The organism is Vibrio sp. 10N.247.310.23, from assembly GCF_041467155.1.
GTDB classification, from domain to species: Bacteria; Pseudomonadota; Gammaproteobacteria; order Enterobacterales; family Vibrionaceae; genus Vibrio; species Vibrio crassostreae_C.
Genome location: NZ_JBFSTZ010000018.1, coordinates 60,931 through 83,107, shown reverse-complemented (window position 1 = coordinate 83,107; position 22,177 = coordinate 60,931). Strand labels below are relative to the sequence as shown.

Below are 22,177 nucleotides of genomic sequence, written 5' to 3'. Positions count from 1 at the left end.
TAGGGTCGGCAATCAGAAGTGAGCAGCGTGAATATGAATACTGCGATAAAAGATCTCAGCTTAAATGCAAACACGAAGACACGTGTGAACGATAAAGAGAACACTAAATCAGAAAACCTCACTGAGTACCTCGTTGAGGCGATTGTTAACGGTGAATTAGCACCGGGCAGTAAGATCTCGGAGCCTGAACTGGCTAAACGCTTTGAGGTAAGCCGAGGCCCATTACGTGAAGCGATAATGCGTGTTGAAGGGCTTGGCTTGATTGAACGCATTCCTCATGTAGGGGCTCGAGTTATTACTTTTTCGGCAGACAAACTACTCGAGTTGTACGCGGTGCGAGAGGCATTGGAAGGCATGGCGGCTCGCTTAGCAGCAAGACATATCACACAAGAAGAGCTTATCGGGCTTGAAGGCTTATTGTCGACACATTCTAAACATATCGATGAAGTCGAAGGTTCATCTTACTTCCATCAACATGGGGATTTCGATTTTCATTACCGCATTATCAAAGCGAGTCGTAACAGCAAATTGATCTCTCTGTTGTGTGACGAGCTTTATCACCTATTACGCATGTACCGCTATCAATCGCCTAGGGCTCAGTCTCGGCCCAAAGAGGCGCTCGATGAACACAAATACATCCTACAAGCGATTCGCAACCGTGATGAAGAGCTAGCAGAAATGCTAATGCGAAGACACATCTCGGGAAGCCGATTACTTATAGAGCAACAAATTCAATCCAAAGATCTTGATTAACTGGCGACTGGTATCTGTCAGCGGGTCAGAGCTGGCGATAACCAAAAGCCGTAAGTCTTAAAGGTTAGCTAGAAATAAACAATTAACAGGGAGCGTCATTATGAAGTTATCAGCAGGAGCTAAGTTCCGACAAGCTGTGCAAGACAACGACCCATTGCAGATCGTCGGCACGGTCAATCCGTACTGCGCGATGATGGCAAAGAACTTGGGGCATCAAGCTATTTACCTATCTGGTGGAGGCATCGCCAATGCGTCTTACGGTTTGCCTGATTTAGGTATCACCACATTGAACGATGTGTTGGTGGATGTTGAACGTATTACCAATGCGTGTGATTTGCCTTTGCTGGTGGATATCGATACGGGTTTTGGTGGCGCATTTAATATTGCACGTACCATTCGCGCTATGGAGAAGGCAGGCGCAGCTGCAATTCATATGGAAGATCAAGTGGCCCAGAAACGCTGTGGTCATCGACCAAATAAAGCGATTGTGAGCCAGCAAGAGATGGTCGATAGAGTCAAAGCGGCAACAGATGCTAGAACCGATGAGAGCTTTGTGATTATGGCGCGTACGGATGCATTGGCGGTTGAAGGTATTGATAGTGCGATTGAACGAGCGATTGCGTGTGTTGAAGCGGGCGCAGACATGATCTTCCCTGAGGCGATGAATCAACTCGATCAATACGTGAAGTTCTCGGCAGCGCTGAAATCAGCAACGGGCAAGCACGTGCCTATTCTTGCGAACATCACTGAATTTGGCCAAACACCACTCTACAGCTGTAACGAGTTAGCCCAATCAAGTGTCGACATGGTGCTTTATCCATTGAGTGCGTTCCGTGCGATGAACAAAGCGGCGGAGAATGTTTACAAGCACTTGCTAGTTGAAGGCAATCAAGAAGCTCTGTTGGATTCAATGCAAACCCGTAAGGAGCTTTACGAACACCTTAATTACCACGACTACGAGAACAAGCTTGATCAGTTGTTTTCAAGCGAAGGGTAAACCAGTTTCAATTAATCAAAAATCAACTTAATCCAATAACGTGAAATGGTTAGTCGCCAAATCCAGTACCGATCATAAAGATCATCGGACATATAAACAGGCAGCACCAAAGAGTGCAGACGGCTAACACAGAAAAGGAGTTCACCATGTCTGTATCTTTGAGTGATAAAGCAGCTGTCGAAAAGGCTTCAACAGAAAACCAACAACAAAGCGAAAAACCCGAAATCAAACCAGCTAGCGCACCTGCAATCGGTGGTGCTGGTCTACGTGGCCAAAGTGCGGGAACCACCGCGCTATGTACCGTAGGCCAGTCAGGAACGGGTTTAACTTATCGTGGTTACGATATTACCGACCTTGCTAATCATGCTCAGTTCGAAGAAGTGGCGCATCTGCTACTAAGGGGTCACTTACCCACTGAAAAAGAGCTCGATGATTATAAAATATTGTTGGTTGGTCTGCGCGGCTTGCCTCAACCTTTGAAAGCAGCACTAGAGCTTATCCCAGCAGACGCTCATCCAATGGATGTGATGAGAACGGGCTGTTCAATGCTAGGTAATCTAGAGCAAGAGTCTGACTTCTCCGAGCAACTGCCTGCGACTGAACGAATGCTCGCGCTTTTCCCTGCCATTATTTGTTATTGGTACCGCTTTAGCCATGATGGCGTGCGAATTGATACTGAAGATCAAAGTGAAGCCTGTCTGGGTGGCTACTTCTTGAAAATGCTAACAGATAAAGCGCCGAGTGAACTGCATAAGCAGGTAATGCACTGTTCACTAACGCTTTACGCAGAGCATGAGTTTAACGCATCTACTTTTGCTGCCCGTGTCTGTGCATCAACACTGTCAGATATTCATTCGTGCGTTACAGCAGCAATTGGCACACTAAGAGGTCCTTTACATGGCGGTGCGAATGAAGCGGCAATGGAAATGATCCAAGATTGGAAATCCGCTGATGAAGCAGAAACTAACATCATGCAGATGCTTGCTAACAAAGACAAAATCATGGGCTTCGGTCATGCCATTTATCGTGAAAGCGACCCACGAAATGCTCTAATCAAGCGTTGGTCAAAAGAGCTAGCTCAAGAGGTCGGTGATAAACAGCTTTACGCCGTTTCAGAACGTGTTGAAGCGGTTATGAAGCGCGAGAAAGGCTTGTTCTGTAATGCTGACTTCTTCCATGCATCGGCATATCACTTCATGGACATCCCAACCAAATTGTTTACTCCGATCTTTGTGATGAGCCGCCTTACAGGTTGGACGGCGCATGTGTTCGAACAAAGAGAAAACAATCGCATCATTCGCCCAAGCGCAGACTACACTGGGCCAGAGCATCAAGACTGGCTGCCAATCCATTTACGTTAGTCCTCTATATCGAGCCGACTTATATCTCGAGGTGACTTTTATCTTCATGTGATAAGGCCTCGAGAACCAACGAATAGAATTTAACAGATAATGGTGGATGTATGTCTGATGTAAAACTTAAAAGCAACCAAGATCTTGATGAAAACAAGTATCGAAAGGTTCTACCGGGAACGGGTTTAGAATATTTCGATGCTTGCGAAGCGGTAGAAGCAATATCCCCAGGTGCTTACAAAACCTTGCCTTATACTTCGAGAGTATTGGCAGAGCAATTAGTAAGACGCTGTGATCCTGAAACCCTTGAAGACAGCTTAAAACAGATCATTGACCGTAAGAGCGACCTAGATTTCCCTTGGTATCCTGCTCGCGTGGTGTGTCATGATATTCTTGGTCAAACCGCTTTGGTTGATTTAGCGGGATTAAGAGATGCGATTGCCGACCAAGGCGGAGACCCTGCCAAGGTGAATCCTGTGGTCGAAACCCAGCTGATTGTTGACCACTCTTTGGCAGTGGAACACGCAGGTTTTGATAGCCAAGCCTTTGATAAAAACCGCGCGATTGAGGAGCGCAGAAACGAAGACCGTTTTCATTTTATTGAATGGTGTAAAACCGCGTTTAAAAACGTGAGTGTGATCCCTGCGGGTAACGGGATCATGCACCAGATTAACTTGGAGAAAATGTCTCCAGTTATTCAATCTAAAGAAGGCGTCGCGTTTCCTGATACCTGTGTCGGCACAGACAGCCATACTCCTCATGTCGATGCTCTGGGCGTTATTGCGATTGGTGTGGGCGGCTTGGAAGCTGAGACAGTGATGCTCGGTCGTCCGTCAATGATGCGTTTGCCTGATATTGTCGGCGTTAAACTAACGGGTCAACGACAAGAAGGGATCACCGCAACGGATATTGTGCTTGCGATTACTGAGTTCCTTCGCAATGAGAGAGTGGTCTCAAGCTATTTGGAATTCTTCGGTGAAGGGGCTCGTGCTCTGACTATTGGTGACCGCGCAACGATATCTAACATGACGCCAGAATATGGTGCGACAGCGGGTATGTTCTATATCGATGAGCAGACTATTCAATACCTGAAACTCACTGGTCGAGAGCCTGAGCAGGTTGAACTAGTTGAACGCTACGCCAAGCAAACTGGGCTATGGGCTGACGATCTCGATTCTGCTCAATATGAGCGTGTACTTGAGTTTGATTTATCGAAGGTTGAGCGTAACCTTGCGGGGCCTTCAAATCCTCATCGCCGTTTGCCAACCAGAGAGCTGGCTGAACAAGGTATCAGTCAAGCATCTTGGAAAGAGCAGCATGCTAAGCAGTACAGCGATGATCAGATGCCCGATGGTGCCGTAATCATTGCAGCAATTACTTCTTGTACTAACACCAGTAACCCAAGAAACGTGGTCGCCGCGGCATTGGTTGCTAAGAAAGCCAATCAGCTTGGATTAGTTCGCAAGCCGTGGGTGAAAACATCATTTGCGCCAGGTTCTAAAGTTGCCAAGCTCTATCTCGAGTCGGCGGGTTTGCTTCCTGAGCTGGAACAATTAGGTTTCGGTATCGTCGGCTATGCATGTACTACCTGTAACGGAATGAGTGGGGCATTGGATCCTACAATCCAACAAGAGATCATCGACCGCGACCTGTACTCAACCGCTGTGTTGTCAGGGAATCGAAATTTCGATGGTCGAATCCATCCCTATGCCAAACAAGCGTTTTTAGCCTCACCGCCATTAGTGGTTGCTTATGCCTTGGCGGGTACGATTCGCTTTGATATCGAGAAAGACAGCTTAGGCACTGACAACTATGGTAAGCCAATCTACTTAAGCGATTTATGGCCGAGTGATGCAGAGATCGATGCTGTTGTCGGTGAGCATGTTAAGCCTCAGCAATTCCAACAAATCTACGTAAAAATGTTCCAGCCAGACGAGGAGCAGGTGACTACTGAACCGCTTTATGACTGGCGACCTCAAAGTACCTATATCCGAAGACCACCTTATTGGGAAGGGGCTCTTGCGGGGGAACGAAGCCTATCTGGTATGAGACCTTTAGCGATTCTGGGTGACAATATCACTACAGATCACTTATCCCCTTCAAATGCGATTCTCGCTTCGAGCGCTGCGGGGGAATATCTCACCAAAATGGAAGTGCCGGAAGAGGACTTTAACTCTTACGCGACCCATCGAGGCGATCACTTAACCGCGCAACGAGCAACATTCGCCAACCCTAAGCTGTATAACGAAATGGTTAAGGACACTGGAGAAGTTGTGCAAGGTTCACTAGCAAGAGTTGAACCAGAAGGTCAAGTTACGCGAATGTGGGAAGCGATAGAAACCTACATGAACCGTAAACAGCCTTTGATTGTCGTGGCGGGTGCCGATTATGGACAAGGTTCATCACGTGACTGGGCAGCCAAAGGGGTGCGCTTGGCGGGTGTTGAAGTGATTGTTGCCGAAGGCTTTGAACGAATCCACAGAACCAACTTAGTTGGAATGGGTGTGTTGCCTTTGCAGTTTAAAGCGGGAACCAATCGCAATACCTTAGAACTGGACGGCACCGAGCTTTACGACGTGTACGGCGACATTGAAGCAGGGTCTGATTTGGCTCTAGTCATCACTCGTAAAAACGGTGACAAGCTGGATGTTCCTGTGACCTGCCGACTAGACACGGCAGACGAAGTGAATGTGTACAGCGCTGGTGGCGTATTGCAACGTTTCGCTAAAGACTTTCTTTCACAGTAGGAGCTAGTTATGAACATCAAACAGATAAAAGTACCTGCTACCTACATGCGGGGCGGAACAAGCAAAGGCGTTTTTTTCAACTTAAGTGACTTACCTGAAGCTGCGCAAGTTGCCGGAGAAGCTCGAGACGCATTACTTCTGCGCGTGATTGGTAGTCCAGATCCTTATGGCAAACAAACCGATGGTATGGGTGGTGCAACATCCAGTACCAGTAAAACCGTGATTGTTTCGAAAAGTAGTAAAGCCGATCACGATGTTGACTACCTATTCGGCCAAGTTGCCATTGATAAGCCGTTTGTGGACTGGAGTGGTAACTGCGGCAATCTGTCTGCTGCAGTGGGCCCATTTGCTATTCATAGTGGCCTAGTCGACTCGAATCGTATTCCAGAAAACGGTGTGGTCGAGGTGCGAGTATGGCAAGTGAACATAGAGAAAACCATTATTGTTCATGTACCTATCGCTGGTGGCGAAGTTCAAGAGTTAGGTGATTTTGAACTCGACGGTGTGACTTTCCCCGCCGCTGAGATCCAAGTTGATTTCCTAGACCCCGCCGATGCGAGTGGCTCTATGTTCCCAACAGGGAATGTTGTCGATTTTTTAGATGTTCCAGATCTGGGTTGCATCAAAGCGACATATATCGATGCAGGGATACCAACCATTTTTGTTGATGCTGAAGCTGTGGGCTATCAAGGCACAGAGCTTCAATCGGATATTAACAGTGATACCAAAGCCTTGGCTCTGTTTGAATCCATTCGAGCACATGGTGCAGTCGCGATGCGCCTTATCGATTCCCTAGAGCAAGCAGAATCACGCCAACATACACCTAAAGTTGCGTTTGTTGCTAAGCCTCAAGCGTACCAAGCCTCAAGTGGTAAATCGGTTGCTGTTGAAGATACTGACCTTCTTGTGCGTGCTTTGTCTATGGGGCAACTTCATCACGCTATGATGGGTACGGCTGCGGTCGCCATTGCTTCAGCGGCCAGTGTTCCGGGTACGTTAGTTAACTTGGCAGTCGGTGAGGGTTCCCGAGATTTTGTGACTTTTGGTCATCCATCAGGAACCTTAAAAGTGGGTGCTAAAGCGATACAAGGCGAAAGTGGGTGGAGAATTGAGAGGGCGATTATGAGTCGTAGTGCCCGAGTGATCATGGAAGGTGCCATTCGTGTGCCTTTTCCCAAGTAAAGCGATTGTCGTGAACGGTTAAATGTTCACGAATACAACGCTGAGAAAAGAGTGCACCCAAGTGAAACTGTTAAAAGCTAGTCGCTTGGACTAATGGATAAATCATGGAGGAGGCACTATGTCTGCTACGAATCGAATGACTAGAAAAACAGATTACATCACCGAGTATCAATGGGCGAGGGAAGACCCAAATTCGTTTTGGGAAACACAATCACAAGCGATAGATTGGTTTGAACCACCAAAAACGATATTACAAACTGACGATAACGGAATTGAGCGTTGGTTTCCTGATGGGGTGATGAACACCTGCTGGCTCGCGCTGGATTATCATTGTGAAAATGGGCGAGGTGACAATACCGTACTGATTTACGACTCTCCAGTTACAGGAACTCAATCCTCGTACACTTACAATCAATTGCGTAACCAAGTGGCTAAAGTCGCTGGTATGTTAGCCACGCAAGGCGTTACCAAAGGTGATCGTGTGGTGATCTACATGCCAATGATTCCTGAAGCGGCGATGGCAATGTTGGCCTGTGCACGGCTAGGCGCGGTGCATTCGGTGGTGTTTGGTGGTTTTGCTCCTCATGAGCTTGCCGTTCGAATTGAAGATGCCGAGCCCAAGGTGTTGATTACTGCCTCCTGCGGTGTCGAGATAAACAAAGTCTTGCCATATAAGCCTATGGTCGATCGCGCGATCATGGACAGCCGCTGGAAGCCTGAGAAAGTGGTGGTATTCCAAAGAGAGCAGTCTCTAGCCGAGTTGAACAACGAACGCGATGTACTTTGGCAGCAAGCTGTTGAGGATGCTTTGCCTCACGTATGTGTGCCTGTTCTAGCGACTGACCCACTATATATCTTGTATACATCAGGGACGACGGGTAAGCCAAAAGGCGTGGTGCGCGATAATGGTGGTCATGCGGTCGCGATGAAATACTCGATGAGCACTATCTACGATATGCCGCAAGATGGTGTGTTTTGGGCGGCTTCTGATGTCGGCTGGGTAGTGGGGCATTCCTATATTGTGTATGCGCCATTGATTCATGGTTGCACAACCATCTTGTTTGAAGGAAAGCCAGTTAGAACGCCAGATCCGGGGGCATTCTGGCGTGTGTGTGAAGAGTACAACGTCGATGTGTTATTTTCTGCGCCAACGGCATTTAGAGCTATCAAGAAAGAAGATCCTGAAGGCGAGTTACTCACCAAGTATGACTTATCATCGCTCAAGTCGATTTTTATGGCGGGAGAGCGTTTGGACCCGCCAACATTGGATTGGGTTGAGTCTCATACCAATAAACCGGTTATTGACCACTGGTGGCAAACCGAAACGGGTTGGGCTATTTCTGCCAATCCGACAGGGCTGGAATCTTTGCCAGTGAAAGCAGGTTCTTCAACTAAGCCTATGCCCGGTTACCAAGTCGAGATTCTTAATGAATTGGGTGAAACGGCACAGCCTAATCAGCAAGGCTTTGTTGCACTCAAACGTCCACTACCACCCGGTTGTCTGCCAACGGTTTGGCGTAATCATGATCGATTTGAATCTGGCTATCTGAGCCAATTCCCAGGCTATTATGTTTCTGGGGACGGTGGCTATCTCGATGAAGATGGGTATCTATTTATTATGGGTCGTATCGACGATGTGATAAACGTAGCGGGACACCGTCTGTCGACTGGAGAAATGGAAGAGATCGTGGGTGGTCACCCAGCCATTGCAGAATGTGCGGTAGTCGGGATTCACGATGACTTGAAAGGACAACTTCCTTTAGGTCTAGTTGTGTTAAAAGATGGCGTAAAAGTCGATGGCATTGAGTTGCAAAGGGAATTGGTTGGCAAGGTTCGTAATGAGATCGGCGCGGTAGCTTGTTTTAAGCAAGCCTTGGTTGTTGAGAGGTTACCTAAGACACGCTCAGGTAAGATCTTACGTAGAACGATCCGGCAGATCGCAGAAGGTGAACAATATGTGGTGCCTTCAACTATTGACGACCCTACCAGCTTAACTGAAATTGCTGAAAAGCTCGGCAAATAGACGTCGCAGTTTAGGTAATCTCACCTTCGGCTTGTTGATTTATACATAATCCGGCGTGATGGTTTACCTAAACGCTACTTTATTCATCCGCTTATCCATTGCGTTTACTATGACCTCATTATGAATCCCACATATTGAGGTCTTTTTATGCGAGCTTACTTTTTGTTGATTGCTTTATTGGTCAGTGGTGCTGCTAGTGCCAGTATTTCAAAGGATGAAGCGAGTAGAGCGTTGTTAGAACCTTTGAGTCATTCCAAGGTATTTAAATGTGTATCAAAGACTGGCGTCGATCTCTATCAAGCGGTTTTTGATATTGGTGTGGGATATGAAGCCGACCCTATTAACTCGAAGATGATCGTTAATTCAAGGAAAGGCCGCTACGAATATCAAATCTTAGGCGCAGTAAGGTCTGAAAGAGCTGGTGAAATTGTCGTGTTAACTCGCCATGTGGGAGACGGTGTTAAAGTTGCGGCTATGATTGATGACGAAAATGGCAAGATACTGGGGATCGGCGATAAAAATCATTATCGAGATTGCGGTGTTAGGCCACCACCTAGCGCAGAAAACGTGCAAAACTTTTGGTCTAAAGGCTAAGAGATATGTGAAAGGCAAGAATTATAGAGAAAGCGCGATTGAGGCGACCTTATTGGTCGCCTTTTTTGTTGGTGAGGATAAAGCGAGCTCAAAGCTATATATCATTAATCAGTTATGCGATGGCTGAATAATACATAGCTGAACATGATGTATCGTCTAAACGTGGCTTTATTTATCTTATTAACGGCTCTGCTTAAGATGGTTCTACTCAAAACGAAGAACTAAGCGAGACTCCTATGAAATTCACTAAACCTTTTCTTTTAGCGACACTGATTGTGACTCTTTCTGGTTGCGCATCGCCAGCAATGGATAACGAAAATGAGAATGCCGCACGTAATCGTGGTGCGGTAGGTGGTGCTTTATTAGGAGCAACAGCCGGCGCTCTAACTGGAGATGCGAGTTTAGCCGTTAAGGGCGCTGCATTAGGTGGTGTGACCGGTGGTGTTGCGGGTTCAATGAAAGATACGGACGATGCAAGAAACGCACAACGAACTCAAGTTACTGCTGATGGTCTAGCGCAAGACAATCGCACTGATGCAGAAAAGCGAGTTGCGGAAGTAGAGGCGGAAATTAAGCTTATTGAACTGGAACAACAGCTTGCTGATCTCAAAGAAGAGAAAGAAGATAACGGTGCATAAAGCTAAAGCTAAAGCTACAGCAAAAACCATAGCTTCGATATTCGTTTAATTCAAAATCATTCAAACAGAATGGCCACGTAATGTGGCCGTTTTTGTATCTAAAATACACACTTCAAACAATGAATTAATTCAATAACTTGTATAGATACTCACGCCAAGTAAACTAGACTCAGTTTAGATATTAATTTGGTTTGAGAAGCGCAATAGTCATGAATGTCACCTTAAGGGCCGCAAAGCACGCGGATTTAGAACAACTTAACGAGTTAATGTTCGATCTCCACCATCACCACCACCTTGCTAGCCCAGAGCACTTTAAAACGGCAGAAGAGATTGAGCAGGAAAAAAGCATTGCACGATACTTGGATGACCCTGAATGTTTGGTTTATGTGGCATTAAAAGGAGAGCTCATTGTTGGCTTTATCTCTGGGCATTTTTGTGAGCTTATCTCAACGGTCAGCAAACCAGTGCCGATGGGAAGTGTCGATGAACTGTTTGTCTTGCCTGATTATCGAAAAGAATCGATTGCTGAAAAGTTGTTTAACAAAGTTGAAAGTACTTTTGATGATTATGGGGTTGAACAAGTCTTTGTAGAAGTTTGGGACTTTAACTCGCCTGCCAAGGACTTCTATCAAAAAATGGGGTTCACACCTCACATTCAATGGATGAGGAAGGCTTTGCACAAAACGTAGACAGCGATTTTGTGTGGCTTTGATTACAATAGTTCAACTGCAACAGCAGTCTTCAATATTCTTCTATTATTTTTTAGGTAAACTCGTTGGTTATTCGATATTTATTAGTTTTCATACTGTCTCTTTTGAGTACTACTTCCGCTTGGGCAAACGACACTTTGCCCGATCATATCGCGGGCGCCTTGTGTGTAGTACGTGCTGATAACCAAATCGTGTTGGTTGATGAGTTGATCACCGGTCAATTGTCTCTACCGGGAGGCACTGTTGTTTCAGGTGAGCCGCCAGCCGTCGCGGCGCAACGTGAAACGTGGGAAGAGGCTGGTTTGTCGGTAACGGTCGGTGATGTGCTAGGTTATACCGACAGTGCCGTCGTGTTTGATTGTATTTCTGACTCTGAAGTGATCAGTTACAAGGCTCGAAATGAGTTAGGTGGCTTTGAGCTGCCGATTTGGTTTGCTCCTCATTATGGCGTGGAAGTCAGCCGAGCGATGTTACTTCCTCCTACTGAATTGCAAGATCACCAATACCGCTACCCAGAACAGTGGTCTGAGATTAACGAGCTGTTTTTATCTGCGACAGATCAACCGGTGACGTATGTGACTGAGCTGGTGGGCGCGGCACCCAAAGTCCATCAAGTTGAATTAAATTGGATTGTGTCACTTCAAAACACGTTCGATAAGATGCCAAGCGTATTTGCGAATACTGTGCTTTTGACTGACTTGTTGGCCAAGCCATGGGTCTTCATTGTGATATTGCCGTTAATTGCTTGGTACTTTGGCCGTAACTTCGCGTTGAAGTTTGGCTTTACTTTGATCTCGGTGACACTACTTACTTTAATCGCGCACCAAGGTTTTGGTTTTCCACGTCCACACGCTTACTTGCCAACATTGAAACTGGTGATGAGCAGTGGGTATAGTTTTCCAAGTCTGTTGGCTGCCTTGTGGGTCAGTTTAACCTTGTTAGTCTTTTGGAAACTAAAGCGCCTCTTGGAGCAAAAAGCCATTCTGGTAGTGCTCGCTGGCCTGCTGTGGATCATGCTATTTAAGTCTTATTCAGGTAGTGCGTTTTTTAGTGATGTATTAATGGGTGGCGTATTAGGCGCTTTAACGACGTGGCATATCGTGAGATTAGACGCGAAACCGGATGTTGATATTAGCGCCTTATTGAGTTCTAAAGGTGTTTGGTGGGCATTGTGCTTACTGTCGATTGTTCTGACGGTGATATGGCCACTGCCAACATTCTCATTCTGGGTGGCGATTTTGATGACGATTGCATGCCTAGTGACGTTAACAGACTCGAAACCTTTGGTTGGTCAGTTCTCATTCAAGATCGTTCTTGGAGTGATGGCGATGTTGTTAGCGGGAAATCTGCTGATTAGCTGGGCTGGAAGCTTTGTCTCTTTCAGCGGTATTGCTTCATTTATTGTTGAAACGTTACGTTTCCCAATCTTGATTCTGTTTGGTGTGGTGGCATTTCGTCTGCCATGGAAAAGAGAGTAAGCGACTCGACTAACACAAAATCAAAAAGGCTGTGCAGTGCACAGCCTTTGTCATTTCTGAAACAAGCAAAAAGTAATTCTTATTAGAACCTGTTGAGCGTTTATGAGTTGAAGATAAACTTCTCAATCGCGACCGCTACACCATGGTCGTCGTTGCTAGCTGTGATGTGATCCGCCAGTTTCTTGGTTTCTTCCATTGCGTTTTCCATTGCAATGCCAAGGCCTGCGTATTCAAGCATATGGTGATCGTTTTCAGCATCACCCATGCAGATGACTTCTTCCGCTTTAATGCCTAAGTGTTTCGCTATCGCTTCAATACCGACACCCTTGTTTGATTTCGGGTTTAGGAACTCTAAGAAGAATGGTGCACTTTGTACGATAGTAAACTGAGTCTTAAGCTCTTGTGGCAACTTACCGATGATTTCAGTCAGCTTGCTTGGTTCAGCGACAATCATAGTTTTGATGATTTCGTGGTCATCTTCTAGTTGAGAAAAGTCGAACTCGGTTATATCTAAGCAATTAATACGCGCTTCAATACCAGTGTACTCATTGTTCTCAGGTGTGATTAAGCCGTGGATCTTGCTGAAAGCATGGACATAACCACCAAGCTGTTCAGCGAGGGCTGCAATCTCTTTTGCGGCTTTACCGTTGCTGATCTCACTGTGAATGATCTCTTTTGTCGATACGTTCTGAACCATAGAGCCGTTGTAGAAGAGTACAAAGTCATCTTCGCCGTCAATCGAAAGCTCATCTAATTTGCTTTGCATGCCTTCTAAAGGGCGACCAGAAGCGAGAACTACTTTCACACCTGCAGCTCGTGCTTTGGCGATTGCGTCTTTGTTCTCTTGAGAAATCACTTTTTCACTGTTGAGTAGTGTGCCATCCATATCAAGAGCAATCAGTTTGTACATGTTGTTCCTTACTAAAAAATTAAAAGCTAACGAAATCTATGGGCGAAAGGATAAGGGAACTTGAAAGTTCAGGCTAGGGCTTTGATCAACTCATTTATCAGTACTCATTTGTTTGACCAAAAGGGGGAAGTGCTTTAAGGTCTGCGGTTGATTAATTTCATCAAATGATTGAGCTGAGGGAAAGTTGTACAAGATTAATGAAATGTTTGAAACCATTCAGGGTGAGGGCGTGTTTACTGGCGTTCCCGCTGTTTTTGTTCGTCTGCAAATTTGCCCAGTGGGCTGTTCTTGGTGTGATACCAAGCAGACCTGGGAAGCGTTGCCAGAAGAGGAAACCAGCCTTGGCTATATTATGGTTAAGACAGAAGATTCACCTACTTGGTCAGCAATCGATGCTCAAGGAATCGTGAATGAATATATCAAGCAAGGTTACACTGCTAAGCACATTGTGATTACTGGTGGTGAGCCATGCATTTATGATCTTGTTCCTCTTACTGAAGCGTTTGAGCAGCACGGTTGTCGCTGTCAGATTGAGACTAGCGGAACATCAGAAGTTAAAGCCACACCGGACACTTGGGTTACGGTGTCACCGAAAGTGGCGATGAAAGCGAAACTGGAAATCTTAGATAGCGCCTTGCAACGTGCTAACGAAATTAAGCATCCAGTAGGTACAAGCAAAGACATCGAACAACTTGACGGTTTATTGGAGCGAGCAGCAGTTCCTAACGACACTGTTATCGCTCTGCAACCAATCAGCCAAAAAGACCGCGCTACTCAGCTTTGTATTGATACCTGCATTGAGCGCAATTGGCGCTTATCAATACAAACTCACAAATATTTGAGCATCGCATAGGTTGTATTTTTACTGGGCAAGATAAGTCGCTAGTAGAAGGTTCTCGTAAGGATTTAAGATGAAAAAAGCAGTGGTAGTATTCAGTGGTGGTCAAGACTCAACAACGTGTCTTGTTCAAGCATTAAAAGAGTATGATGAAGTTCATGCGATTACGTTTGATTATGGTCAGCGCCATAGACTCGAGATTGAAGTTGCTGAGTCATTGTCGAAAGAGCTTGGTGTGAAAGCGCACAAAGTGATGGATGTGACTCTGTTGAATGAACTGGCTATCAGCTCTTTGACTCGTGACGATATTCCTGTGTCTCATGAGCTGCAAGAGAATGGGCTGCCGAATTCATTCGTTCCTGGTCGTAATATTCTATTTCTGACTCTAGCGGGTATTTACGCTTACCAAATCGGTGCTGAAACCGTGATTACAGGTGTGTGTGAAACAGACTTTTCTGGTTACCCTGATTGTCGTAATGACTTTGTGAAGGCGATGAACTCTGCACTTGTACAAGGTATGGACAAGCAGCTTGATATCAAAACACCGCTAATGTGGTTAAACAAGGCTGAGACATGGGCGCTAGCAGACCAGTACTCAGCACTTGAACTTGTTAGAAACAAAACACTGACTTGTTACAACGGCATTGTTGGTGATGGCTGTGGCGATTGTCCGGCATGTGAACTGCGTAAAGTTGGCCTTAACGATTACCTCGGTGATCGCGAAAGCATCATGGCTGAGTTGGTTCGCAAACAGGCTGAGAATAAATAATTTCAGGTAAATCAATCGGTTCGTTATATGCATCAATAATGCAGTTTCGGCCGTTGCTTTTGGCTTGATAGAGTGCTTGGTCGAGCACTGAATACAAGTCATCAAAGTCACTTAATGCGTTTGAGGTTGCTAGATAAGCAAAACTCGCGGTCACATTAAGTGACTTTTTGCTTTCTGATAAAAAGACAGTGCTTGAAATGGCGTAGTGCAACTCTTCAACGCGTTCTCGTACCTCTGCTGGTGGGGTATCGGTTAACATGATGACAAATTCTTCACCCCCTAAGCGACCAAACAATTCACCATTCACTAAGTGTTTTCTAATTTGATCACTAATATGGACCAGTGCCCGATCACCAGTAGGGTGCCCATGCTCATCATTAATCTTCTTAAACTTATCTAGATCGAGCAGCACGAGCACATGCTGTTTGTCCGTCCCTTTACAGCGTTTCACTCTTTTGATTCTTCGAATTATCTCAGTTCGGCTATATGCTTTCGTTAAGCCATCAATTGCTGCTTTTGCGCGAACCGTTTTGTTTATCAATACCGTGAAGCTTGCAGCGCAAAGCAACAGAATAACAACGATGTTGTACATCCATCTTTGATGTTCCATTTTTTCAATTTGAACGCGGTCGAGTTTCGTCTGATGTGTCAGGAAAGAGCTTTCTAGTTCTTGTTCATATTTGGCGTGCGTCAGGCCGAGCGCTTCGAGTGCGAGTCGATTGTCGATATCTCTAGCTTCCATTTGTATTGACGAGTATCGCTGGTAGAAATAGAAAGCTTGTTGGTAATCGCTGAGTGATTGATGAATATCAGAAAGCTGAAGAAGTGACTGCGCGATGTATTTATGCCTTGTGACTTGTTCAGCTAATTCTAGCGCTTGTTGAGCATAGTTGAGTGCTTCCGTTGGCAATTTCTGTTCTTCGAACATATCGCTGATTGCCAAGTAAGCATTGATGCGAATGACATCATTGCTCAGTTCGCTCGAAGCTGAAAGAGACTCAATTAGGTAGGTTCTCGCCACATCATAGTTTTTCGTTTGAGTGTACGCTTTTCCTAAGCCAAGACTTGTGAGTGCAATACCGTAGCTATGCGACGTTGAGCTCAGCAGTGTTCTTGCTGTCTGAAAGTGGTGAATTGCTAGTTCACTTTGCTCTTGGTTAAGGTAGAGATCCGCAAGGCTGTGATGCACTTGTGCTTTCATTAAATCTGAAGCGTTTACTCTGAGAATGAGAGCTTGCTCTAGATACTCCGCCGATTTTTCATATTGCTTTAATTCTTTGAGCAAGTTACCCACATCGTTGTAAACCCCTGAAATATCATGCCCTTGTGGAAACACGTTTATTAGTGATAGGTAGGTGTCTAGTGCAGCTTGATAGTCACTGCGGAAATGATGATTGTTCGCGATGACTCGATAAGTCCCGAATTTTGGTAATACAGGGTCAGCGATGTCATGTAAATCTGACTGAAGGGCAGAGCAGTAATAGTTCGCTTGATGGTATTTAGCTTGCTCGTTAAGCGATCGGCATAGCTGGTACTTTAGTAAGGCTTTACCAGTTAAATCACTGCGAGATTGCATTTTCGCCAAAAGTGTTAGAAAGCCTTGTTGTGCTTGTTCATATTGGCCTTTGCCGTCTTTCCTCAGAGCAGAAATAAACGCTGTTTCTATCGCTTGGTAGTCATTGTCGTTTGAAGCGATTCCGTAGAACGGCTGATCTCGGTGGCTCATGTATTGATACAGAAGAGACGCAAGGTAAAGCTTATCTCCATAAACCGTTGAGCCGATGTAGCGTGTTTGCAGCATGTTTAATGCGCGCTCAGGAGAGTGGTTTAAAGTAGAGAGATAAAGCGCGTTCCAATCAGCATTTGGAGTAGAGCTTAGATTGGAGGTATAGACTGGTGAATTGTGGTCACGATCTGATGTTGATACTTGGCTATAAGAACAAAAGCTAATGAATAGTAGAAAGGTAACAAAAACGAAGTGATTCACAAGAGACGATCAATCAGATAAAGAACGATATTCTATTATTAGTTTGATGTTGCTTCAAATTTTGAATGGTGCGACTACGTGGTTATGCGAGATAGGTCTCTAATTTATTGATACTAATCAGAGGTATATCGGTCGCGCGAATCGTGCGACCGATATCGGAAATTAGATGTATAATTTCGCTAGGTCAGAAGGCTCAAGTTCTTTGCCTTCTAATGTTGCATTCCAGTTAGTACCAACAAGAACGCCGTCTTCAGCAAGAGTCAGTAGCCAGTCTTCTACAAAGATATCTAGTGGGATTTCTAATACTTCAAAATCAGCCCACTCTTCAACGTTGTGAGTCTGAGCATCTTCTTTTGAAGACCAAAATGGCATCACTTCGCTGCTTTCGAATTCACTTGAGTCACATGCTAGCCAACCTTCTTCGTTACGAAGGCCCCATACAAGTTTAGTTTCTTGTGTTTCAGAAACGAAAAGTTCTAGATTTGCTTGAGTATCAGCGGTTAGTTTGCTCATGGATTAATTCTCTATGTTGATAACGTGACAAGATTAACATTATAGACGGCTTAGGTATATGCTATTTAAGGAATTATAAGCGTACTGAAACGCTACCTAAAGATAACGTTTCAGATGAGGCATAACTAAGAGTGGTTACTTTCCAATTTTTGTAAAAATATGCCATTCTTCTTTGATGTTGCCTTTGAATCCGGCGACAGAAGCGACAACTTTTCTATTGAGCGCATGGTTGATTTTGGTTCCCTCTTCATTAGAAACGGTATCCCCGTAGCCAACGATTGTCACTCTAGATGGTTGTATACCATTACTTATTAGGGCTCGCCTTACATTTGATGCTCGTTCTTTCGATAAGTCTAAGTTGTGAGCCGCGTTTCCGACTTTACTCGCGTAGCCTTGTAGACGAATGGTTGTGCTTTCATACCGCTTTAAAAACGCGGCCATTTGACGAATTTGGCCAAGAAAAACAGGATTGATTTCTGTTGAATTGTTGGCAAATAAGATGTGAAGTTCTTTCTGTTCCGTTGACTCGAAATAAGAGCCGCAGCCGTCATTATCGATTTCAGCGCCAATCTGTGTATCAACACATAAATCACGGGCGTTGATAACACCATCATTGTCGTCGTCTTCTAGATCGTAACTTTGTACGCTCTCTGGGAGCGCTCGATACTCGAACTCTTCATCGTTTGTTTCAGCTAAAATGTTGGCAGAAGCAACCAATAGACAGAGTGGAAATACAGCTTTTAGCAGCTTCATTAATATTCTACCTTTTCATTCCATTCTTGGGGGATATCGACACGTAAACCTGTCAGTAAATTACCGGTTGCGTTCATGACCCGGTATTTAGCATATTGTTCATCGTACTTGGCATCTAAATAGCCTTTACGAGCTTCAAAGAGCTCATTTTCAGTGTTAAGTAAATCGAGAAGTGTTCGTTTACCGATGCGGTATTGCTTCTCGTAAGAGATAACCGTATCTGATGCTGAGTCTACGTGATCTGATAAGAACTCTTTCTGTTGTACGGTTAAATCAAGTGCGCTCCATGACAAGCGTAGGCTCTCTTCTACATTACGATATGTACTTTCACGCAGATCTTTGGCCTTATTTAATTGGTAAGCAGCACTTTCAGCGCGGTCTTGATCAGCGCCGCCGTTATACAAGTTATATCTCAAGCGGACCATTGCGGAAAATTCGTCACTACTCCCTTCGTTGCCACCTGCGTCATCACGCCAGGTTTGCGCGGCTTCGAAAGAAACAGTCGGATAATTTGAACTTTTAGACTGTTTATATTGGAATTTAGCGGAGTCCACATCGGCTTGTGCAATTTTAATAACAGGATGTTGGTTGAAAGCTTTCGCAAGAGCGCCATCTACGGTGTAAGGAATTGCTCCAGTGTCTGCTCGCGGAAACACTAACCCCAAAGGTGACTGTCCAACAATACGTTTAAATTGAGTATGCGTATCAAACAAATTATTTTGTGCTGCGAGCAAGTTACCATGAGCTTTCGCAATACGAGCTTCTACTTGGGACATATCTGCTGTAGAGCCAATGCCAGATTCGACACGTTTTCGAATATCTCTATAGATATCCTTGTGTGTTGCCAGGTTGTTTTCAGACAGGGTGAGGACTTCATAAGCTTTCACTGCATCAAGGTATACTTTGGTGACCTCGAGAGCGATATCTTGGGCGTTGGAGAGTAATTGGTAACGAACAGATTCTGCATCAGCCGCGGTACGATCAATATCGTTGGAAGTATTTGCTCCATCCCAAATTAACTGAGTCAAAGTAATCGTCGCTTCTTTACGCGTCAGATCTGTTGAATTTGTATTGGTCACTAGATCGGTATGCTCATAACCAATCCCACCATCTAGATCTATACTTGGACGATAAGCACCGCCAGAAGCATCGTTAACGTAACGTTTACTTACGTACTCATTATAAGCACTTTTAATTTCAGGATTGCTTTCCAACGTAAAAGCGACGGCTTGCTCAAGAGTTTGTGCCGCAGCTGGAAAGGTCATTGCTATAGCTAGCCCTAAGGTCGTCGTTTGAATCCTATTCAATTTGCATCTCTCCAAAATGAGTCACACCTGAGTCTTAATTTTGCACGATGATATACAAAATTCAGATGAACCGCCAAAAAAATTACGATCGCTACAACTGGCGCTCGCAAATGGTTGTAAATTTGTTAACCGATCACTGTGCGTATTGTGATGTTTTAATGCACTTAGAACACCTATTAATATGTCAATTATTTTTCGTTAGCACAATAACTTATATCAAATTTAAGAGCGCTTTAAGTATTGATGAGTGTGACCATTGTCATCATGGTGTATACGACCTTGTTAAAATATGCATTCATAACTATGAATTATATGGTGTTAGGTGTTATATTTTACCTAATATTATAAATACAATGTCACTATTTTGACGTTTTGATTGAAAAATGAGTTTTAGGGGTTTATATGGACATGACAGTATTGAATGCGAGCGGTGCATTGGCACTTGGTCAACGCATTGTTGTTTCGGTAGATGGTACAATTAAAGTCCTAGAAGACGGCCAGCCATTGCAAGCGGGGGATGTCATTCTTGAATCCCTAAATGCCCCTAATACTCCGGAAGTATCAGCGAAGCGTTTTTCACCCGAAGCTGGGGAGATCGAACTTGACCAAGATATCGCTGATATTTTTGCTGCATTAGAAGAAGGCCAAGACCCAGCTGAACTCGGTGAAGAGTTTGCGACAGCTGCCGGTCAAAATGGCTCGAGTTTAGGGACTAGCGGAACTATTGAGCGTGATGGCGAAGAAACAATCCCTGGTACTGAGTTCATCACTACGGGTTTTGAAGCGCTAGGCATGTCTCGAACTCAAAGCTTGAGTCTGCTAGATGCTTTCCGCTCGATTGAGCAATCTGGTAGCCAAGGCACAGACAGCGAGACCATCGGTGACACAACAGCGCCAGATGCGCCAACACTGACACTGGATACGGACTCTGGCTCAGCAGCGGATGACTTCTTAACCAACGACGGCAGCTTCACAGTCGATGGCACCGAAGATGGCGCGACAGTCGAATACCTTGTTGACGGAAACTGGACGACAACGGCTCCAGTACCAACGGAAGGTGACAACACGATCACCGTTCGTCAAACCGACGCTGCGGGTAATACCTCAGGCAGCTCAACGCTGACGTTCACTCTTGATACCACAGCGCCAGATGCGCCAACACTGACATTGGATACCGACTCTGGCTCAGCGGCGGATGACTTCTTAACCAACGACAGCAGCTTCACAGTCGGCGGCACCGAAGAGGGTGCGACAGTCGAATACCTCGTTGACGGAAACTGGACGACAACCGCACCCGTGCCAACGGAAGGCGACAACACGATTACCGTTCGTCAAACCGACGCAGCGGGAAATACATCAGGCAGCAGCGAGCTGACGTTCACTCTAGACACAACAGCGCCAGATGCGCCAACACTGACACTGGATACGGACTCTGGCTCAGCAGCGGATGACTTCTTAACCAACGACGGCAGCTTCACAGTCGATGGCACCGAAGATGGCGCGACAGTCGAATACCTTGTTGACGGAAACTGGACGACAACGGCTCCAGTACCAACGGAAGGTGACAACACGATCACCGTTCGTCAAACCGACGCAGCAGGTAATACTTCAGGCAGCTCAACGCTGACGTTCACTCTTGATACACAGGCAGAATCAGGAAATGTGATCGTAGATAGCATTACATCAGATGATGTTGTTACTGAGACTGAAAAAGAGCAAACAATTTTTGTTACAGGTACTGCTACCGGTGGAGACATACAACCTAACGACGTCGTAACTGCTGTCATCAATGGAGCGACATATACTAGTGTTGTAAAAGAGAATGGTATTTGGGAACTAAGTGTTAATGGTGAGGACCTAGCAGAAGACACCGAGTTCACTGTTTCTGTTAGTTCAACCGATAGCGCAGGAAACAGTGTTTCAAGCTCAGGAACTTCTACTCATATTTATGACTCGACTCCGGTTAATGTAAACATAGATATTGATCCGATTACTGAAGACTCAGTCATTAACGCAACTGAAGCTCAAGGGACGGTTACGATTACAGGTTCTATTACTGGTGAGGATTACGTTTCTGGAACAGTAACACTGACCATCAATGGCGTTGTGTATACAGGCCAAGTAATCGACGGGAAATATAGCATTGACGTCAATGGGTCTGACCTAAACTCCGATAGCGATAACATCGTCGACGCGAAGGTAGATGTCGTAAATGAAGCTGGAAATGTTGGCTCGGCTACTTCGACAGAGTTCTATCTAGTTGATTTAGCTGCTAGAGGAACGATCTTTATTGAATCCATCACTGACGACAATGTTATCAATCAAAGTGAAAGCGAAAGTACCGTTTCAGTTAAAGGTACTGTTGGAAGAGATGCGGATACTGGTGACCAGGTATCAGTCGTAGTAAATGGTGTGACTTATCTGACTGTTGTCCAAAGTGATAAAACATGGAGTGTAGATGTTCAGGGCAGTGATCTTGTAGCTGATAATTCAGTGACAGCTACTGTTACCGGACAAGATTGGGTTGGGAATGAATTTAGTAGTTCGATTTCTAGAACTTATGATTTAGACACCGATATCAGCAAACCGACCATCGATCTGGTGGCGTCGAGCGACAGCGGCGACA

18 protein-coding genes are annotated in these 22,177 nt (G+C 45.2%); 13 read left to right on the top strand and 5 right to left on the bottom strand.

Annotated features, from left to right (window positions below; genetic code table 11):
• The first annotated feature begins 33 nt into the window (after positions 1–33).
• The 10 genes from AB6D93_RS14875 to AB6D93_RS14830 all read left to right on the top strand — a co-directional run bounded on the left by AB6D93_RS14875 (position 34) and on the right by AB6D93_RS14830 (position 12,474).
• A complete protein-coding gene (locus tag AB6D93_RS14875) occupies positions 34–753 on the top strand; it encodes a GntR family transcriptional regulator (protein WP_102333367.1) in 720 nt (239 codons plus the stop codon).
• Positions 754–853: 100 nt separating this feature from the next.
• Positions 854–1,750 carry a methylisocitrate lyase gene (prpB, locus tag AB6D93_RS14870; protein WP_017062292.1) on the top strand — a complete coding sequence of 299 codons (897 nt, stop codon included), beginning with the start codon at positions 854–856 and terminating at the stop codon, positions 1,748–1,750.
• Between the two features lie 146 nt (positions 1,751–1,896).
• Positions 1,897–3,111: a 2-methylcitrate synthase gene (prpC, locus tag AB6D93_RS14865; RefSeq protein ID WP_102333366.1), complete on the top strand. Its 1,215-nt coding sequence runs from the start codon at positions 1,897–1,899 to the stop codon at positions 3,109–3,111.
• Between the two features lie 101 nt (positions 3,112–3,212).
• A complete protein-coding gene (gene acnD / locus AB6D93_RS14860) occupies positions 3,213–5,849 on the top strand; it encodes a Fe/S-dependent 2-methylisocitrate dehydratase AcnD (RefSeq protein ID WP_102333365.1) in 2,637 nt (878 codons plus the stop codon).
• Between the two features lie 9 nt (positions 5,850–5,858).
• Positions 5,859–7,031 carry a 2-methylaconitate cis-trans isomerase PrpF gene (gene prpF, locus AB6D93_RS14855; RefSeq protein WP_102333364.1) on the top strand — a complete coding sequence of 391 codons (1,173 nt, stop codon included), beginning with the start codon at positions 5,859–5,861 and terminating at the stop codon, positions 7,029–7,031.
• A 118-nt stretch (positions 7,032–7,149) separates the two neighbouring features.
• Positions 7,150–9,054 (top strand): propionyl-CoA synthetase, encoded by a 1,905-nt coding sequence (locus tag AB6D93_RS14850; protein ID WP_102333363.1) that lies wholly within the window; start codon positions 7,150–7,152, stop codon positions 9,052–9,054.
• 147 nt (positions 9,055–9,201) lie between these two features.
• On the top strand, positions 9,202–9,648 hold the full coding sequence (locus tag AB6D93_RS14845) for a hypothetical protein (RefSeq protein ID WP_102333362.1): 447 nt from the start codon (positions 9,202–9,204) through the stop codon (positions 9,646–9,648).
• A 236-nt stretch (positions 9,649–9,884) separates the two neighbouring features.
• Complete coding sequence (locus tag AB6D93_RS14840) at positions 9,885–10,286, top strand: glycine zipper domain-containing protein (RefSeq protein WP_017062298.1); 402 nt, start codon at positions 9,885–9,887, stop codon at positions 10,284–10,286.
• A 209-nt stretch (positions 10,287–10,495) separates the two neighbouring features.
• Positions 10,496–10,975, top strand: a complete 480-nt coding sequence (locus AB6D93_RS14835) for a GNAT family N-acetyltransferase (protein ID WP_009846623.1) — start codon at positions 10,496–10,498, stop codon at positions 10,973–10,975.
• An 86-nt stretch (positions 10,976–11,061) separates the two neighbouring features.
• On the top strand, positions 11,062–12,474 hold the full coding sequence (locus AB6D93_RS14830; protein ID WP_029235162.1) for an NUDIX domain-containing protein: 1,413 nt from the start codon (positions 11,062–11,064) through the stop codon (positions 12,472–12,474).
• A 100-nt stretch (positions 12,475–12,574) separates the two neighbouring features.
• Here the strand turns inward: AB6D93_RS14830 and AB6D93_RS14825 are convergent, their stop codons facing one another.
• A complete protein-coding gene (locus AB6D93_RS14825) occupies positions 12,575–13,384 on the bottom strand; it encodes a Cof-type HAD-IIB family hydrolase (protein ID WP_017062301.1) in 810 nt (269 codons plus the stop codon).
• 184 nt (positions 13,385–13,568) lie between these two features.
• Here AB6D93_RS14825 and queE point away from each other — a divergent pair, with 184 nt between their 5' ends.
• The gene (gene queE, locus AB6D93_RS14820) at positions 13,569–14,237 is read left to right on the top strand and encodes a 7-carboxy-7-deazaguanine synthase QueE (RefSeq protein WP_346763708.1); all 669 of its coding nucleotides are present in this window, start codon (positions 13,569–13,571) and stop codon (positions 14,235–14,237) included.
• A 58-nt stretch (positions 14,238–14,295) separates the two neighbouring features.
• Positions 14,296–14,991, top strand: coding sequence for a 7-cyano-7-deazaguanine synthase QueC (gene queC, locus AB6D93_RS14815; RefSeq protein WP_017063822.1), 696 nt, complete (start codon positions 14,296–14,298; stop codon positions 14,989–14,991).
• On the opposite strand, the gene AB6D93_RS14810 is transcribed toward queC, so the two are convergent.
• From AB6D93_RS14810 to AB6D93_RS14795, 4 genes are all read right to left on the bottom strand, one after another.
• On the bottom strand, positions 14,951–16,978 hold the full coding sequence (locus AB6D93_RS14810; protein ID WP_017062304.1) for a diguanylate cyclase: 2,028 nt from the start codon (positions 16,976–16,978) through the stop codon (positions 14,951–14,953). The genes queC and AB6D93_RS14810 overlap by 41 nt on opposite strands.
• A 162-nt stretch (positions 16,979–17,140) precedes the next feature.
• Entirely contained in the window at positions 17,141–17,491 is a 351-nt protein-coding gene (locus tag AB6D93_RS14805) for a DUF2750 domain-containing protein (protein WP_010438559.1), read from the bottom strand.
• A 135-nt stretch (positions 17,492–17,626) separates the two neighbouring features.
• Complete coding sequence (locus tag AB6D93_RS14800; protein ID WP_010438560.1) at positions 17,627–18,244, bottom strand: OmpA family protein; 618 nt, start codon at positions 18,242–18,244, stop codon at positions 17,627–17,629.
• A complete protein-coding gene (locus AB6D93_RS14795) occupies positions 18,244–19,509 on the bottom strand; it encodes a TolC family outer membrane protein (protein WP_010438562.1) in 1,266 nt (421 codons plus the stop codon). Before AB6D93_RS14795 ends, AB6D93_RS14800 begins: the two co-directional genes overlap by 1 nt.
• 444 nt (positions 19,510–19,953) lie before the next feature.
• On the opposite strand from AB6D93_RS14795, the gene AB6D93_RS14790 reads away from it, so the two are divergent.
• Positions 19,954–22,177: Ig-like domain-containing protein (locus tag AB6D93_RS14790; RefSeq protein ID WP_372127224.1), on the top strand; the 2,224-nt coding region annotated here is incomplete at its 3' end.

What these genes read in the sequence shown, in the direction of transcription:
- AB6D93_RS14795 (WP_010438562.1), bottom strand. Translation starts at nt 19,509, where the DNA reads ATGACCTTTCCAGCTGCGGCACAAACTCTTGAGCAAGCCGTCGCTTTT.
- AB6D93_RS14845 (WP_102333362.1), top strand. Translation starts at nt 9,202, where the DNA reads ATGCGAGCTTACTTTTTGTTGATTGCTTTATTGGTCAGTGGTGCTGCT.
- acnD (WP_102333365.1), top strand. Translation starts at nt 3,213, where the DNA reads ATGTCTGATGTAAAACTTAAAAGCAACCAAGATCTTGATGAAAACAAG.
- queC (WP_017063822.1), top strand. Translation starts at nt 14,296, where the DNA reads ATGAAAAAAGCAGTGGTAGTATTCAGTGGTGGTCAAGACTCAACAACG.
- prpF (WP_102333364.1), top strand. Translation starts at nt 5,859, where the DNA reads ATGAACATCAAACAGATAAAAGTACCTGCTACCTACATGCGGGGCGGA.
- AB6D93_RS14835 (WP_009846623.1), top strand. Translation starts at nt 10,496, where the DNA reads ATGAATGTCACCTTAAGGGCCGCAAAGCACGCGGATTTAGAACAACTT.
- AB6D93_RS14800 (WP_010438560.1), bottom strand. Translation starts at nt 18,244, where the DNA reads ATGAAGCTGCTAAAAGCTGTATTTCCACTCTGTCTATTGGTTGCTTCT.
- AB6D93_RS14825 (WP_017062301.1), bottom strand. Translation starts at nt 13,384, where the DNA reads ATGTACAAACTGATTGCTCTTGATATGGATGGCACACTACTCAACAGT.
- AB6D93_RS14840 (WP_017062298.1), top strand. Translation starts at nt 9,885, where the DNA reads ATGAAATTCACTAAACCTTTTCTTTTAGCGACACTGATTGTGACTCTT.
- AB6D93_RS14850 (WP_102333363.1), top strand. Translation starts at nt 7,150, where the DNA reads ATGTCTGCTACGAATCGAATGACTAGAAAAACAGATTACATCACCGAG.
- prpC (WP_102333366.1), top strand. Translation starts at nt 1,897, where the DNA reads ATGTCTGTATCTTTGAGTGATAAAGCAGCTGTCGAAAAGGCTTCAACA.
- prpB (WP_017062292.1), top strand. Translation starts at nt 854, where the DNA reads ATGAAGTTATCAGCAGGAGCTAAGTTCCGACAAGCTGTGCAAGACAAC.
- AB6D93_RS14805 (WP_010438559.1), bottom strand. Translation starts at nt 17,491, where the DNA reads ATGAGCAAACTAACCGCTGATACTCAAGCAAATCTAGAACTTTTCGTT.
- AB6D93_RS14875 (WP_102333367.1), top strand. Translation starts at nt 34, where the DNA reads ATGAATACTGCGATAAAAGATCTCAGCTTAAATGCAAACACGAAGACA.